The sequence below is a fragment of the Rhodococcus sp. EPR-147 genome (assembly GCF_001647185.1).
GTDB lineage: Bacteria > Actinomycetota > Actinomycetes > Mycobacteriales > Mycobacteriaceae > Rhodococcoides.
This window is the reverse complement of the sequence record NZ_LVCU01000041.1, coordinates 1-16,160: the sequence shown is the minus strand read 5'-3', so window position 1 is coordinate 16,160 and position 16,160 is coordinate 1. Positions and strand designations below refer to the sequence as shown.

Annotated in this window: 14 protein-coding genes; 7 read left to right on the top strand and 7 right to left on the bottom strand. The window is 67.5% G+C overall.

Going from position 1 to position 16,160, the window contains the following annotated elements; genetic code table 11:
• Positions 1-745: uroporphyrinogen-III synthase (locus A2J02_RS01870; protein ID WP_082899464.1), on the top strand; the 745-nt coding region annotated here is incomplete at its 5' end.
• A complete protein-coding gene (locus tag A2J02_RS01865; RefSeq protein WP_068046011.1) occupies positions 745-1,473 on the top strand; it encodes a sirohydrochlorin chelatase in 729 nt (242 codons plus the stop codon). The genes A2J02_RS01870 and A2J02_RS01865, both read left to right, overlap by 1 nt.
• On the opposite strand, the gene A2J02_RS01860 is transcribed toward A2J02_RS01865, so the two are convergent.
• From A2J02_RS01860 to A2J02_RS01835, 6 genes are read right to left on the bottom strand one after another with little or no spacing between them, the layout of a single operon-like run.
• Positions 1,427-3,208 carry an NTP transferase domain-containing protein gene (locus tag A2J02_RS01860; protein ID WP_331712035.1) on the bottom strand — a complete coding sequence of 594 codons (1,782 nt, stop codon included), beginning with the start codon at positions 3,206-3,208 and terminating at the stop codon, positions 1,427-1,429. The two genes, A2J02_RS01865 and A2J02_RS01860, sit on opposite strands and share 47 nt — an antisense overlap.
• Before the next feature lie 13 nt (positions 3,209-3,221).
• Complete coding sequence (locus tag A2J02_RS01855; RefSeq protein WP_231893689.1) at positions 3,222-3,668, bottom strand: PaaI family thioesterase; 447 nt, start codon at positions 3,666-3,668, stop codon at positions 3,222-3,224.
• Entirely contained in the window at positions 3,665-4,006 is a 342-nt protein-coding gene (locus A2J02_RS01850) for an MGMT family protein (protein ID WP_068046009.1), read from the bottom strand. The genes A2J02_RS01855 and A2J02_RS01850 overlap by 4 nt, the downstream gene beginning before the upstream one ends.
• Positions 4,007-4,792 carry an alpha/beta hydrolase gene (locus A2J02_RS01845; protein WP_197477901.1) on the bottom strand — a complete coding sequence of 262 codons (786 nt, stop codon included), beginning with the start codon at positions 4,790-4,792 and terminating at the stop codon, positions 4,007-4,009.
• Between the two features lie 14 nt (positions 4,793-4,806).
• Positions 4,807-5,583: an ABC transporter permease gene (locus A2J02_RS01840; protein ID WP_068046007.1), complete on the bottom strand. Its 777-nt coding sequence runs from the start codon at positions 5,581-5,583 to the stop codon at positions 4,807-4,809.
• Positions 5,580-6,311 (bottom strand): ABC transporter ATP-binding protein, encoded by a 732-nt coding sequence (locus A2J02_RS01835; RefSeq protein ID WP_068046004.1) that lies wholly within the window; start codon positions 6,309-6,311, stop codon positions 5,580-5,582. The genes A2J02_RS01840 and A2J02_RS01835 overlap by 4 nt, the downstream gene beginning before the upstream one ends.
• A 136-nt stretch (positions 6,312-6,447) precedes the next feature.
• Between A2J02_RS01835 and A2J02_RS01830 the strand changes: the two genes are divergently transcribed.
• The 4 genes from A2J02_RS01830 (at position 6,448) to A2J02_RS01815 (ending at position 15,004) form a co-directional block, all read left to right on the top strand.
• Positions 6,448-7,569 (top strand): sensor histidine kinase, encoded by a 1,122-nt coding sequence (locus A2J02_RS01830; RefSeq protein ID WP_068046018.1) that lies wholly within the window; start codon positions 6,448-6,450, stop codon positions 7,567-7,569.
• Positions 7,566-8,210, top strand: coding sequence for a response regulator (locus A2J02_RS01825; protein WP_068045994.1), 645 nt, complete (start codon positions 7,566-7,568; stop codon positions 8,208-8,210). The genes A2J02_RS01830 and A2J02_RS01825 overlap by 4 nt, the downstream gene beginning before the upstream one ends.
• 63 nt (positions 8,211-8,273) lie before the next feature.
• Positions 8,274-11,591, top strand: coding sequence for an ATP-dependent helicase (locus A2J02_RS01820; RefSeq protein ID WP_068045991.1), 3,318 nt, complete (start codon positions 8,274-8,276; stop codon positions 11,589-11,591).
• Positions 11,588-15,004 carry an ATP-dependent helicase gene (locus A2J02_RS01815; protein ID WP_068045988.1) on the top strand — a complete coding sequence of 1,139 codons (3,417 nt, stop codon included), beginning with the start codon at positions 11,588-11,590 and terminating at the stop codon, positions 15,002-15,004. The genes A2J02_RS01820 and A2J02_RS01815 overlap by 4 nt, the downstream gene beginning before the upstream one ends.
• On the opposite strand, the gene A2J02_RS01810 is transcribed toward A2J02_RS01815, so the two are convergent.
• Positions 14,967-15,353: a DoxX family protein gene (locus tag A2J02_RS01810; protein ID WP_068046016.1), complete on the bottom strand. Its 387-nt coding sequence runs from the start codon at positions 15,351-15,353 to the stop codon at positions 14,967-14,969. The two genes, A2J02_RS01815 and A2J02_RS01810, sit on opposite strands and share 38 nt — an antisense overlap.
• A gap of 105 nt (positions 15,354-15,458) precedes the next feature.
• On the opposite strand from A2J02_RS01810, the gene A2J02_RS01805 reads away from it, so the two are divergent.
• Positions 15,459-16,160, top strand: a 702-nt coding sequence (locus tag A2J02_RS01805) for a potassium channel family protein (RefSeq protein ID WP_068046014.1), incomplete at its 3' end; no start/stop codon positions are given.

The following is a 16,160-nucleotide window of genomic DNA, read 5'->3' as shown; positions in this document are numbered from 1 at the left end:
GACCACCGAATGGGAGCCGGTCCCCGATTTCTGCGAGGTGTTGCGCTGCGCGGGAGCCGAGGTGGTTCCGGTGCCGGTCTACCGCTGGACAGCGCCCGACGACCAGAGCCCGATGGACCGCATGATCGAAGCCGTCATCGTCGGTGATCTCGATGCCCTCAGCTTCACCTCGGCACCGGCGGTGGCGTCGATGCTGATGCGCGCCGACGAGAACGGTGTGCTCGAACCTCTGCTGCAGTCGATGCGATCGAGGGTGCTGCCGGTGTGCGTCGGGCCGGTGACGGCCGCGCCCCTCGAACAGCTGAACGTGGCCACCACACAGCCGACCCGGGCGCGTCTGGGGGCACTCGCGCGGCACATCGCCGAAGAACTGCCGAGGCGCACCGGTCGTCTGCATGCGGGCGGTCACGTGGTCAGTGTCCGCGGTAAGTGCGTGGTGGTCGACGGTGAAGTTCGACCGGTGTCCCCAGCAGGCATGGCTTTGATGAAGACACTGGCTCGCAATCCAGGACGCGTCGTCTCCCGCGAGGACCTGTTGGCGTCGCTGCCCGGCGGAGGGGGCGACACCCACGCTGTGGAGACGGCGATGACCAGACTCAGGTCCTCGCTGGGCGCGCCGAAAGCTATCCAGACCGTGGTCAAGCGTGGCTATCGCATCGCACTCGATCACATCGAGACCGAGACGGACTGCGATTCCGAAGAACCGGCTGATCGAGTGGCCGTCGTAGAAGGGGGAAAGTACTGATGACACCGACTCTTGTTCTGGTTGCACACGGCACCCGAAACCCCCGTGGTGTCGAGATGGTCGCCGCACTCGCCGATGCTGTGTCGGCGCAGATCGGTACCACGCGCGTGGCATTCGTCGACGTACTCGGGCCGTCACCGGCCGAGGTGCTGCGCGACACCGCCGGCTCGGCTGTCGTGGTTCCCGCCTTCCTCGCGTCGGGCTACCACGTGCACACCGATGTGCCGCGAGAGATCGCCGACAGCGCTCACACGTCCGTCGCCGTCACCCGCGCTCTCGGACCCGATCCGGTACTGGCGGAAGTCATGGTCGATCGACTCCGTGACGCCGGGTGGCGCTCGTGCGATCCGATCGTGCTCGCGGCCGCAGGATCGTCCGATGCTCGTGCGTTGGAAGAACACCGGCGCGCGGCGGCGATGTTGGCCGATGTCGCGCGAGTTCCGGTCAGTATCGGCTACGTCGCCACCAGTACCCCCACCGTGTCCGACGCGGTGTCGACCCTGCGAGAAGCCGGGCACGCACGTGTGTTCGTGGCGTCGTATCTGTTGGCGCGCGGCCTCTTTCACAACCGTCTGGCCGACGCCGGAGCCGACGGCGTCGGTGAGCCGCTCGGAGTGCATGCCGCGATCGTCGATCTCGTGGTCGCGCGCTACCGCGAGGGTGTTCGATCTCTCGGTGAAACTAGTGATGCGGCAACGGAAGAATTGTCACCGGCTCGTCGGCGCTGACCTCGGCCGGGATCACAGCCAGTGCGTCGCGGCCGACGAGGTGAGCGAGGTGCGCCGTGCGGACTCGGGTATCTGCCAGCCACCGTGTGCCGTCCGCGGTGACCGGGACGATACGAGGCGTCGAGGATCGAACCTCGGCAGCATTGGACAACAGGCCGATCCGTGATGGGCGCACCGTTCTCCCGGTCAGGGCATCGACGATGGCGGGCGCGGCGAGCATCGCGGTACCGACAGCCGCCAGCGGATTGCCCGGTAGGCCGAGTACCACTGTGCCGTCGGGCAACGCCGCGGTGATCTGAGAACCGCCGGGACGCATGCGCATTCGCCCGACGACGGTCTCGGCATCGATGCCGGCGAGGGTCCCGCGGAGCTGATCGGCAGCCCCGCCTCCTGTTGCCCCGACGACGATGATCACGTCCACGTCCCGAGTGCGGGTCAGCACGTCTCGAAACCCCGTCGCAGAATCCTTGAGCAGCGTCACATCGACGACGCTGATGCCGCAGTGCGCCAGGTACTCCGGCAACACCGATCCGAGCACGTCCCTGGTCTCGCCGGGAGCGAGTGGTCCGGTGGATCGAATCTCGGTGCCGCTGATGACTACTCGTCCGCGGACCGGACCGCGCACTGCCACCTCGAACACCTCTGCACTGGCAGCGAGCGATCGTACGGCCGCATCGATCGGGGTGCCGGCAGCGACGAGTTCGGTACCGGGCAGCCAGTCCTCACCGCGTCGACGCGTGTCGTCGGACTGCGATGCCGTCGGGATGCGTCGAGCCGATCCGTCGGACTCGCGGGTCATGTGCTCGTCGCGAACCACCGATGTCGCTCCGGGCGGAAGCGCTGCGCCCGTCGCGATGCGCACGGCCGTTCCTTCGGTGAGTGGGGCGATGTCGGAGGTGCCGGCGTACGCGATGTCGGACCGGAGCGTCCACGGATCGGTGCCGCACACGGCGTAGCCGTCCATCGCGGAGATGTCGACTGCCGGCAGCGCGGTTCGGGAGACGAGGGGTTCCGCGAGCACGGTTCCGGCACTGTCCTGCAGGGGAATTCGACGGATCGGCAACGCGGGGAGTCGGCTCCGAACGCGTTCGAGTGCGTCGCTCACCTCGAGCGTCTCCGGCTGTTGTGCGGCCAGACGGGCGGCGAGAAGATCGGCGGGGGTGTCGCAGTCCTCGACACCGGACACCGCGATCACCAGATGATCGGCAGGAAGGATCGTGCGCATGGGCGCGCCCTCCACCGAATCCGGCTGTGCCAGCGCGGAACGCAACGCGGCGTGCCGCCAGACTCCCAGCAGGAATTGGGTACGACCGGCACTGTCGCGGGCGAAGACGGCGTCGGTCTGCGAGCGCGATACGGCATTGATCAGCGACTCGACCGTCGCGGCGTCGAGAAACGGCAGATCCGACGCGATGACCACCACCAGATCTGCGGTGCCTTCTTCACAATCGTCGAGTGATCGCAGGCCCGCGGCGAGTGCAGCGACCGGGCCGCCGCCCGCGGGGGACTCGCGAGTCTGCACCACGTGATCGGGCACTCCGGTACGGGTCGGACCCACCAGAACCGTTCTGCGACAACTCGTCACCGCGTCCACGGCGATGTCGACCATGCGGCGCCCGCCGACGGTCATGGCAGGTTTGTCGACCTCGTGCGGCGCAGCGGGGTCCTCGGGATCTGTCATCCTCGATCCTCGACCGCCGGCGAGGACGATCGCGTCGCAGACCGGTTGCGTCACGTTGCGAGCTCTGTCATGTCGGCAGCGGCACGTTCTGCAGGCGAACCTGCCCGCGTGCTATGACTTTTCCGCTGTCGGAGGCGGTGATCGTGACCAGCCACAGTTGTTGAACACGGCCCTGCTGCAACGGTTCTGCGACAACATCGACGCGGCCGCCCTTGCTGGCGCGGAGAAAGTCGGTGCCGTTGTGTACGCCGACTGCGAATTCACCGCGATCCTTGACCGCCTCACTGGCACCGATGCTCGCTGCGCTCTCGACGGCAGTGGTGTAGACGCCGCCGTGGACGACCCCCCAGGGCGTGAAGTGCTCATCCGTCAACTCGATGTGCCCGGCCACCCTGGTGCCCGAGACCTCGTCGATGACGAGACCGGCAGAGGCGACGAAGCTGCTCGCCTTCGACAGCGCGAACTTCGCCGTGGGGCGTGGATCGAACTGCTCGAGTGCGTCCCTGATGCTCATTCTCCGAGATTAGTGGTCGGCGGCGGAGGCGGTGGGAGCGCCCCGAAGTCGAATCGAATCGAGCTCAGTGGGACGCGCCCGTCGTGGTTCGGGACGCCTTCGCTGCGCAGAGTCTCCAGCTGTCTCGAGGCCAGGTGCGGGGCGGGCCTTCCACTCGCGCCGAGGACTCGATGCCAGGGCAGGTCGGCGGAATCGGTGCGCATGATCCATCCGACGATGCGAGGACTCGACAGGTCGGCGGCGGCCGCGATGTCTCCGTAGGTGGCCACGAATCCAGGGGGGATCGACGCGACCAACGCGCGAACTCTCTCGACCTGGGCTTCGGTGATCGGGGCCATCTACAGCAGGGATCGCACCAGCTCGGCGACCTCGACCGGCTTGGCCTGGCCGACCATGTGATCGCAGTTCAGTTCGACCGTTCGTAGGTTGTCACCGAGCTTGTCTCGCAGCGCCGAGAGGAATTCCTCTGTGACATAGGGGGGTTCGACGCGCATGGCCCGCACCACGATGGTCGGGACACTCTCGGCGGGGACCACGATCGGACGTGCGAGCTCGCCCCACGTCGCGACGATGGCCGGAATCGACATTCGCCACGCGACCTTTCCGTCGTCGGCGGGGATCAGGTGATCGGCGACCTCACGGTCGAGCAATTCGGTGGGCACGTCCGCCCACGCCCCGTGGATCTTCTCCGAGCGCGCCTCGTCGACGTCGGTGTAGTCGGGGGATTTCGCGGTCGCCTCGGCCACCTCGAGTAGCTCCTCCGGCGGCAGAGCGATCGCGGGATCGAGCAGAATCAGCGCCCGCACAGCTTCGGGGAACCTCTGCGCGAGATGTACGGCCAACGCGCCACCGTACGAGTGGCCGAGGACCACGACCGGTCCACGCGCATAGGCGTCGAGCACGGCTTTGAGCGCAGTGACCTGTGCGTCGATGTCCCAGGGCGGTGTGGACGGGGAATGCCCGTGACCGATGAGGTCGGGTGCCAGAATCCTGGCCTCGGGAAGGTGGTTCTCGGCGAGGTCCCACCACCGGGCACCGTGGCCGGTCACACCGTGAACGGCGAGGATTTCAGGACCGTCTGCGGGTCCGAACGTGTGCAGATTCAACTCGGTCACGTCGACCACTATGCCGTATCGCGCTAGGACCAGCGAAACAACCGGATCGCGCAGGCGGTTCCGGCGATCACCGCGACCACGAGTCCGATGGGTCCGCCGATGTCGACAGGCGTTCCGGCCCAGGCAGATCCCAGCGCGGTGACGGTGGCACCGAAGGGCAGTACCTCACCGACGGCCGCAACAGGACCCGGTAGATCCGCGACCGGTCCGAACAGTCCGCCGGTGGCACCGAGAACCAGGAACAGGGTCAGGCCGATCGCGACGGCCGAGTTCGCTGTCGGCGCGACGGCGGCCACCACGATCCCCAGCGAGTACATCGCCGCGGCACCGAGTACCAGAACGGCCGCGACCAGGATCGGATTGTGCGGCGCAGTGATTCCGAAGAGCAGGGCAGCAGTGGACAGAGCGATACCGATTCCGAGTGTGGCTTGGACGGCGCTGGTGATCACTTGCGCAGCCAGCACCTGCGTCGGTCCGATCGGTGTCGTCGACAGTCGCTTCAGCACGCCGGACTTGCGATAGAGCGCAAGAAAGCTCGGCATGTTCACGATTCCGATGACGGCGATGATCATGGTCAGGGCCAGCGGCAGTACGAACCGATCGAATGCCGTGATCGCGCCAGGCCCGACGATCTCCGCCGAGGTACCGGAGCCGTTCATCACCAGTACGAGAACCGGGAGGGCGATGGGAACGATCAGGCCGGCCGTGTCCCGGGTGACCATGCGCATTTCGGCCCCGACGAGTGCGCCGGTGGCGCGCAGGCCCGGACGAGGTGCAGCGTGGATCTCGTGTGCGGTCATGCCGAACTCCGTTCCGTCAGCGTCAGGAAAGCGTCTTCGAGGGTGGCCCGGCGGTCGCCTCGCAGGCCGGCGTCGGTGATCAGAGAATCCGGTGTGCCGGTGGCCACGACGGAGCCTCGATCGAGGACGGTGACGCGATCGCACAGGCGGTGTACCTCGTCCATGTGATGGCTGATCAGCAAGATGGTGACACCGTCTGCGCGGAGGTCCTCGATCAGTCGCCACACGGTGCGTCGTGCGTCCGGGTCGAGTCCGGTGGTGAGCTCGTCGAGTATGACGACCCGAGGGGAACCGATCAGGGCGAGCACCACCGACAACCGTTGCTGCTGGCCTCCGGACAGCCGCTCGTAGCGCACCCGGCGGTGCTCGTGCAGGCCCACCGCACGAACGAGCGCGTCTCGATCGGCAGGTCGACGGTAGAAGGAGGCGAACAGATCGACCAGTTCGGCAACGGTGAGCGCGGTGTGAAGGTCGTTGGACTGCAGCTGTACTCCCAGAACCGCGCGTACTCGATTGCGGTCGGTGAAGGGGTCGAGTCCCAGAACTCGCACGGCACCGGAGCTCGGCTTACGAAGGCCCGCAATGGTTTCGACCAGGGTCGTCTTACCGGCGCCGTTGCGCCCGAGCAGGCCGTGCGTCTCGCCTTCGGCGACCGTGAGGCGCACGCCTGCCACGGCGGTGCGCTCTCGATAACGCTGGGTGATGTCTCGAACGTCGATCGCTGCCATCCGATGTTCCCTTCTCGATCGTATCGATCTCGACGCTAGATCCGCCGTGGCCTGCGCACAGGTGCCGATCGTCACCGAAGGTGATCGTGACTTTCGGCAGGGGTGCGCGGGCGGACCGGGCGATAGGGTCGACAGAATGAGACGCCTCGGACCCGACGTTCTGGCCGGTGCGTTCGTGTCCGCACTCGCGGTCGCGATGGGCGCTCTCGTCGTCTTCGATCGGTCGATCGCCGACGGTCTCTCGGTTCCGCTGTGGGTCTGGGCCTCGCTGTTCGCGGCCTTCTTGGTTGCCCAGACCACGGGCATGTGGTGGGAAGACCGGTTGCCGGATCGTCTCGTGCGCGCGTGCTTCGGCGTGCAGGTGGTGCTGGCACCGATTCTGGTGCTGACCGCCCCGACGGCAAGCTGGTTGCCCATCCTGCTGGTCTTCACCTCGACGTTCGCCGTGTATCGGGTGACCGGGTCCTCGGTGGCGGTCATCGTTGCGGTCTACACCTGCTGTGTGGGGGTGTCGGTTGCGATCCGGGGTGGACGGATCTCGGAGATCGCACTGATCACGTCGATCTACGGAGCGCTGCAGGTGGCCAGTGCGTTGTCGGTGACCGCGCAGCTGCGACAGGCTCGGTTGCGCCGGGAACTTGCGGTCGCACACGCCGAACTACGCACCGCCAGTGCGTTGTTGGACGATTCCTCCCGTGCCGACGAGCGATTGCGCATCGCGCGAGAGTTGCACGACGTGCTCGGTCACCAGCTCACCGCACTGAGTCTCGAGCTCGAGGTGGCGTCCCACCGGCTACCCGAGCCTGCGCGCGAGCATGTCGTCAGGGCGCAATCCATCGCACGTGACCTGCTCGGGGACGTGCGATCGACCGTCGGCGAGGTCCGCGCCAGAACTCCGGTGCTGGGGGAGTCGCTCGATCGACTGGTTGCCCGGCTACCCGAACCGGTCGTGCATCTGACGGTCGACCCCGAGATCAGGGTCGACGAGGCTCGCGCGGTGGCGGTGGTCCGCTGCGTACAGGAGATGATCACCAACACCATTCGTCACGCGAATGCCGATGAGATGTGGATCGAGGTACGCGCGGATCCGACCGGTGCGCTGTCGGTCTCGGTGCGCGACGACGGCCGGGCGTCGGCCGAGTTCGAGCCGGGGCACGGGCTGCAAGGAATCCGAGAGCGCATCGAAGGACTGGGCGGCACGGTCACGTTTTCGGTCGATCGCGGGTTCGTGGTCCAGGCGACGGTGCCCGCACCGTGATCACGGTCTTGATCGTCGACGACCACACTCTGGTTCGGCAGGGTATCCGCAGCCTGCTCGAACTGGACCCCGACATCGAGGTGACCGGGGAAGCCGACGACGGTGCCGCTGCGGTCGCGTCGATCGAACTCGATCCTCCCGATGTGGTGTTGCTCGACCTACGCATGCCGCGGTTCGACGGACTGTGGACGCTTCGGGCCTTGCAGGACAGAGGAATCCGGGTTCCGGTCTTGGTTCTGACGACGTTCGACGACGACGAGTTGGTGCTCGGGGCGCTGCGTGCGGGCGCGAAGGGATACCTGCTCAAGGATGTGACCTTCGAGCGGCTCGGCGGTGCCGTACGTGAACTCGCGGCCGGGCGCACCTTGGCGCAACCCGCCATCACCGAGAGACTGCTGGACGCTCTCCGGGCCGGGAAGCACGGCCCGAGCGACGTCGGAGTCGCCGACACACTCACCGCCCGCGAGATCGACGTCCTACGGCTCGTCGCAAGCGGATACACCAACAGATCGATAGCCGACGCCCTGCATCTGGCCGAGGGAACCGTCAAGAACCACATGTCGTCGGCCATTCTCAAACTCGGTGCGAACGACAGAACGAGCGCAGTTCTGCGTGCGCTGCGGGACGGCCTGCTCGACTGACCGGGCCGGCGGTCGGTCCGGGCGGCGGCCGATGTGTCGGTGGCTCGTGATTGCATCTGTGTCATGAGCTCGGACGGCAGACACGGCGCGACGGTCACACTCGTGCGTGCGCCCAAGGTGGCTCGCTCGGCACGTGAGTGGACCGGCTCGGCAGCGCGGCTGCTGTCCTCGACGCCCGACTCGGCAGCAGAGGCCGCGACAGGTGCACCGCGATGGAATCCGTGGCAGATCCTGGGTGGTCCCGGCACGGGCAAGACATCGCTCGTGGCCGACTACGCCGTCTCGCGCATCGTCACCGGTGATCCGGAGTCGGTGCTGGTGCTCACCCAGTCCAAACGGGCGGCAACCGCCGTCCGCGAGGTCATCACCTCGGGTCTCTTCAGCGGCGATCACGCACTGCGGGCTACCCGTGAACCGTTGGTACGCACGGTGCATTCCTACGCCTTCGCGGTGCTGCGGCTGCAGGCCTCGCTGTACGGCAATCCGCCACCGCGACTGCTGACCGGTGCCGAGCAGGACGCCGTGGTGCGTGAGATGCTGCGCGGCGATCTCGAGGACGGAGCAGGAAACTGGCCGGAGCGGCTGCGTCCGGCACTGGGCACCGCGGGATTCGTCACTGCGGTGCGAGATATGATGCTCAGGTCCGCCGAACGCGGGGTCGGACCGGAAGACCTCGTCAAACTGGGTCGCAAACACGGCAGACCCGAGTGGGTTGCCGTCGGGAGGTTCGCTGCCGGATACGAGCAGGCCATGTTGTTGCGCGGTGCCGTCGGAGTGGAAGCGGCCGGAGCCACGGCACCGGGTCTGGACGCCGCCGAGCTGATCGGTGCCGCGCTCATGGCGTTCGCCACCGATCCGGAATTGCTGCGCAGCGAACGCGCCCGTATCCGGCACCTCGTCGTCGACGACGCGCAGCACCTCGATCCGCAAGCGGCACAGCTGGTTCGGCTGATCGGAACCGACACCGAATCCACCGTCGTCGCCGGGGATCCCGATCAAGCCGTGTTCACCTTCCGCGGTGCCGACCCCTCTTTCGTGGCCGACCTGGTCGAGGTGGATTCGCCGCGTCGCGTGATGCTCACTCGCAATCACCGGTCCGTTCCCGAGGTCGCAGAGCTGACCGACATCATCGCCGGACGGTTGCCCGGGCTCGGTCGGCACCGCTGTCCCGAACCGGTGGGCACCGCACGCTTCGGTGAACCGGCAGCGCGCGTGCACGTCGTGTCCTCGCCTGCCAAGGAGGCGGCGATCATCGCCGACGCCATGCGTCGTGCCCACCTGATCGACGGCATGCCGTGGTCCGAGATGGCGATCGTGGTGCGGTCCGTGCCGCGCACCCTCGCACCGTTGCGTCGGGCGCTGCACGGCGCAGGGGTGCCGATGATCACCCCGACCTCGGAGCTACCGCTGCATCGCCAGCACGGGGCCGTGGGTCTCCTGCTGGTACTGCGTGCCATCTCCGACCCGAGCTTCGACGGTGAAGATGCCCTCGCGCTGCTCTCCGGGCCGATCGGCGGGGCCGATCCGGTGGGTCTGCGGCGATTGCGCCGGGGCGTGCGCAGGCTCGAACTCGCATCGGGCGGCGAGCGCGACTCCGCCGAGCTGCTCAGAGTCGTACTCACCGACGACACTCGGGGGAGCGCCGGGTGGATCGGCGGACTCTCCGATGTGGAGTCCGCCCCGTTGCGTCGAGCCCTCGGTGTCGTTCGGAAGGCACGGGTGCTCGCCCGCACCGGCCGCGGGGTCGAGGACGTGTTGTGGGCGGCGTGGCAGGCGTCGGGGCTCGAGCGGCGTTGGTCCACCGCGTCCGCCTGGGGTGGCTCGGCCGGTGCCCAGGCCGACCGCGACCTGGATGCGGTGGTGGCGCTGTTCGACGCGGCGGCAGCATACGTCGACAGGTTGCCGCGGGCTCAGATCGGTGGATTCCTCGATTACATTGCGCAGCAAGAGATTCCTACCCTGAACTCACACCGACCCACGGTTCGGGCCGACGCGGTGACGCTGCTGAGCGCGCATTCCGCCGCGGGTCGGGAATGGGAGCTCGTCGCGGTCGCCGGGGTACAGGAAGGCCTGTGGCCGGGGCTGCGGTCACGCGGCAGCCTGCTGGGCACCGACACCCTGGTCGACCTCGTATCCGGGAAGGTCGATGCAGCAGCGGTGCTCGACGGGCGACTGTCGAAGTCGGCACCGTTGCTGGCCGAGGAGCGCACGCTGTTTCTGGTGGCGTGCAGTCGCGCTCGATCGACCTTGCTCGTGACAGCCGTCGATTCCAGTACCGGAGATGCGGATCTGGTCCGATCGCGATTCGTGGACGAACTACGCGGCGTCGACGGCGGAGGCGAGTCGGATCTCGCACCCGGGACCCCCGTGCCGGAGACTGCGCACCGGGTGTTGGCGCTGCCCATGCTGGTCGCCGAGCTACGGAGTGTGGTGTGCGATCCGGTTGTCGCCGAACAGGATCCGGACAAGCGCGCCCGAGCGGCCCGGCATCTGGCGACTCTCGCCGACGCCGGTGTTCGAGGCGCGCATCCCGACGAGTGGTTCGGAGTGGCAGGGCCCAGCACCGACGCGCCGCTGTGGCAGCTCGGCGACGGTCCGGTGCCGCTGTCGCCGTCGACGGTGGAACAACTCTCCACCTGTCCGCTGCGATGGATGCTCGAACGTCACGGCGGCAACGACGGCACCAACACCCATGCGGTCACCGGCACGCTCGTACACACTCTCGTCCAGGCGGTGGCCGGCCGGATACCGCCGGAGCAACTCCGGCGTGCGCTCGAAACAGCATGGGATGCAGTGGATCTCGGATCGCAATGGTTCTCACGGCACGAACTCGACCGAACCGGTGCGATGCTCGAGACGTTCGAGACCTGGTTGCAGGGCAGTCGAGGCGAGCTCACCGAGGCCGGAGTCGAAGTGCGCGTCGACGGCATCCTCGACGCTCGGTCGGAGGACGAGCCGGCGGTGGCGTTGCGCGGCCGCATCGACCGACTCGAGCACGATCCGGACGGTCGGCCGGTGATCATCGACGTCAAGACGGCCAAGACCGTGATGTCCAAGGAGGACGCCCAGGGCCATCATCAGCTGGCCACCTACCAGGTCGCCGCGGCAGCCGGTGCCATCGAGGGCGAGCCTGCGGGCGAGCCCGGCGGAGCGCGGCTGGTCTTCGTGGCCAAGCCCCACAACAAGGACGGGGCGACGCAGCGTGTCCAGCAAGTGCCGACACCGGAGAAACTCGAGGAGTGGCGAGACACCGTGCATCAGGCCGCATCGGCGACGCAGGGACCCACGTTCGAGGCGCGGATCAACGACGGCTGCAGGCACTGCCCGGTCAAGTCCAGCTGCCCGGCACACGAGACGGGAAGGCAGGTGACCGAGCAGTGACGACTTCGACGAAGACACGGACCGGCTCGGTACGGGTGTCGCCGGTCGAGCTCGCCCGGGCGCTCGGGCAGAAACATCCACCGACCGACGAACAAGCCGCGGTGATCGCAGCGCCGCCCGGCCCGACGCTCGTCGTCGCAGGGGCAGGCGCGGGCAAGACCGAGACCATGGCGGCCCGCGTGGTGTGGATGGTGGCCAACGGTTTCGTCGACCCGGACCAGGTTCTGGGTCTGACCTTCACCCGAAAAGCCGCACAGCAGTTGACCTCTCGGATCAGAGCTCGGCTGGCTCGGCTGGCCGGATCCGATCTGGTGCGCGCACTCGACCCCAGCCTGGCACTGCGCGAGCGAATCCTCGGTGCCGAGCCGGAAGTGAGCACCTACCACTCCTACGCGGGCCGGCTGCTCACCGAGCACGGCTTGCTGCTCCCGATCGAACCGTCCGCGACTCTGTTGTCGGAAACCGAACTGTGGCAGCTGGCCCACCGTGTCGTCAGCACCTGGGACGGCGACCTGGACACCGACCGCAATCCCACGTCGGTGACCGAGGCCGTACTCGCACTCTCCGGTCAGTTGGCCGAGCATCTGGTCGATCCCGAGGATCTGCGCCATGCACACGTCGAGTTGGAGACGCTGGTGCACACTCTCGGGCCGGGACCGCGACAACGTGGTGGCCCCACCAAGGAGTTGCTGAACATCCTCGACGCGCAACATCAACGAATCGGGTTGCTGCCGTTGGTGGAACGGCTGGCGCAGACGCTGCGGCGCGAGGGCGCACTGGATTTCGGCTCGCAGATGTCGATGGCGGCTCGGGTCGCCGCCGAGCATGCCGAGGTGGGAATCGCCGAACGGCAGAGATTCCGGCTCGTGTTGCTCGACGAGTACCAGGACACCGGGCATGCCCAACGCGTCCTGCTGTCGTCGCTGTTCGGTTCCGGCAGCGATCCGCAGTTGGCTCTGACCGCCGTCGGTGACCCGATGCAGTCGATCTACGGGTGGCGCGGCGCATCGGCAGCAAATCTGCCTCGGTTCGCCACCGATTTCCCCGAGGCCGACGGAAGCCCGGCACCCCGGCTCGAGCTGCTCACCAGCTGGCGAAATCCGCCCGAGGCCTTGACGCTGGCCAACCTGATCACCGACCCACTGCGCCGCGTCGGGGTGCCGGTGCCGACCCTGCGGGCCCGCCCGGGTGCGGTTCCCGGTGATGTCCGACTGGCCGTCACCGATACCGTTGTGGGCGAACGAGAGTGGATCGCCGACCGGATCGCGGGGGAGTACCGCGCTGCCCTCGAGCAGGATCGCACGCCGCCCACCGCCGCGGTTTTGGTGCGCCGCAACGCCGACGCCGAGCCGATCGCGGATGTGCTGCGCAGCCGCGGGTTGCCGGTGGAGGTCGTGGGCCTCGGTGGATTGCTGCACGTTCCCGAGGTGGCCGACATCATCGCGATGCTGCGTTTGGTAGCCGACCCCACTGCCGGAAGCTCGGCGATGCGCATCCTCACCGGCTCTCGGTGGCAGATCGGACCGACGGATCTGCGGGCACTCTCGCAGCGCGCCCGAGAACTCGAGATCCGCGGCGGCTACGGCACCGCAGGTCGCGTCGACGACCCGGAGGCACTCGATGCGGCGCTCGGTAATGCCCTACCCGGCGAGCAGTCGGAGCAGGCCGGTCTGGCCGACGCGATTGCCGATCCAGGTCCGGCCGAGCGGTACTCGGAGGTGGGGCATCGCCGGATCGTCGCCCTGGCAGGTGAACTGCACCTGCTGCGCGACCGCATCGGTCAGCCGCTGACGGAATTGGTCGGCGACATAGAACGGATCATAGGGATCGGTGTCGAAGCTCAGGCCCGCACACCGAGCGGCACCGACGGCGCGGTCGGTCGTGAACATCTCGACGAATTCGCCCATGTGGTAGCCGATTACGCCGACAACCCGACTGCCACGGTCACCGGATTCCTGTCGTTCCTGGCCGCGGCGGAGACGGTCGAGGACGGCCTCGCCCCCGGTGAGGTCGACGTCGCGCCCCATCGTGTGCAGGTGCTCACCGTCCATTCCGCGAAAGGCCTCGAATGGGAGGTGGTGGCTGTCCCGCACGTGGCGAAGGGTGTGTTCCCGTCCGCGAACGCATCCTCGACCTGGCTCGGGGCGATGGCCGAGTTGCCGCCGTCGCTGCGCGGTGACCGTGCACTCGACGGCGAGGGCTCGGAAGGCGTTCCGGTCCTCGAACTCGACCGACTCCACAATCGCAAGGACCTCGAGGACGCCGTCAAGAGTCACAAGGATGCGCTGGCGAGGCGTCGACTCGCCGAGGATCGCCGACTGTTCTACGTGGCACTCACCCGAACCGAACGGGTGCTGCTGGTATCCGCGCATCACTGGGACGAGACCGCCACGAAGCCGCGTGGGCCGTCGGAGTTTCTCGGCGAGTTGCACACGCACATCGAGCAATTCGCCGACACCGCGGTGATCGAGCAGTGGGCACCCGCCCCGGAGGATGGGGCGTCGAACCCGCTCGGAGCCGTGCCGCACACCGCGTCCTGGCCACGCGATCCACTCGGCTCCAGGCGCGGAGCGATCGAGAGCGGTGCGCAGGAAGTGCTGCGCACGCTGGCAGACATCTCGGCCACACCGAGCGAAGAGTGTGACGGCATCCAGGATCGAACCCGGGAGGACCCCGAGAACTGGGCCGCGGACGTCGACACTCTGCTGGCCGAGCGGGCCGCACGATCGGTCGCGGGAGTGGACGTGGCTCTTCCCGGCAACCTGTCGGTGACGCAGCTGGTCGACCTCGCGGCGGACCCCGATGCGTTGGCCTCACGCCTGCGCAGGCCGCTGCCGTTTCCACCGAACCCGTTGGCGCGCAGAGGAACCGCGTTTCACGCCTGGATCGAGCGCCGTTTCGGCGCGACCCGATTGCTCGACCTCGACGAACTGCCGGGCTCGGCCGACACCGGAGCCTCGGCCGACGTCGACCTCGAAACCCTCCAGCAGGCGTTTCTCGAATCGGACTGGTCGCTCCGCAGCCCCGTCGAAGTGGAGGTGCCGTTCGAGACCTCCGTGGCGGGAACGGTACTGCGAGGACGCATCGACGCCGTGTTCGCGGACGCGGACGGCGGCTGGACCGTCGTCGACTGGAAGACGGGCGCAGAGCCGACGGCGTCGGAACAGCGGGCGGTAGCGATGCAGCTCGCGGCCTACCGGTTGGCGTGGGCCGAGCTGATGTCCATCGGGCGCGCCGAACCGGTTCCGCTCGACCGAGTGCGCGCAGCGTTCCACTACGTGCGCAGCGGTCACACCATTTCGCCCGAGAACCTGCCGGACGCAACGGAATTGGCTCAGCTTCTGGAAGGTCGGGTCGGGCCCGAGCTGCCGGAGCCTACGGTGCGTTCCGACGAGCCTTCAGAGCCTCGGTGACCAGCGGAATCTGCAGCGGCAGCCGGGCGATCATCGCTGCTTTGAGAGCCGGTGAGGTCTTCGGGCTCTGTACGTACTTCCACGCGAGGTTGATGTTGGCGGGGAAGACCACGACGAACAGCGCGGCCGCGAGTGCACCGCCCAGTCGACGAGTCCGTGGTGCGGCCAGCGTTGCGGCCACGGCGAGTTCGGCCACACCCGAGACCTGCGTGTAGGTCCGCGCCGAGCCGGGCAATGCCGTCGGTACTTGGACATCGAAGAACTTCGGCGTGGCGAAGTGCAGAACTCCGGCTCCGGCGAGCAGTCCCGCGAGGCGCAGTGCGGCTGCCTGACTCGATCTCTGTGTCATGCCCATACCGTGCCACACCCAGCGTCGTCGGCACGGAAGCCTGGCATGGGGTTACGCTGCGTGCCGTGAATGATCTCGACATCGGCGAGTACCTCGGCGGGCGACGTGGCAGGTAGGTTTCGAGCGCGCTTGGGTGACAGCGGCGCGCTGACCGACAAGCCCGACTTCGCCCTCGTGGGAGTGCTCCGGGTACCCGAACTGGAATCGAGCCCGTGGCGCGCAATCTACAAGCGGGTTCTGATGGCGCTGGGGATCCTGTTCCTGGCGGCGTTCGTCGTCTATCTCGATCGCGACGGTTACAGCGACAACCAGAACGGCGAATTGTCCTTCCTGGACGCCTTCTACTACGCAACAGTGTCGCTGTCGACGACGGGATATGGCGATATCGCACCGATGAGCCCGTCGGCGCGACTGGTCAACATCCTGGTCATCACACCCCTTCGGGTCCTATTCCTCATTCTGTTGGTCGGTACCACGCTGTCGGTTCTCACCGAGCGGTCCCGGCAGGCATTCAAAATTCAGCGATGGAGACGCAGCGTGCGCAATCACACCGTGGTCATCGGTTTCGGCACCAAGGGCCGTACCGCAGTCGACGCGATGCTCGGAGACGGCGTGTCGGCGTCCGACATCGTCGTGGTCGACACCGATCAGATGGTGCTCGACACCGCATCGGCCATGGGCTTGGTCACCGTCCACGGTTCGGCGACCAAATCCGACGTGCTCAGACTCACCGGCGCCCAGCACGCGTCGGCCATCATCGTGGCGACCAATCGAGACGACACCGCAGTGCTGGTGACTCTGACCGCC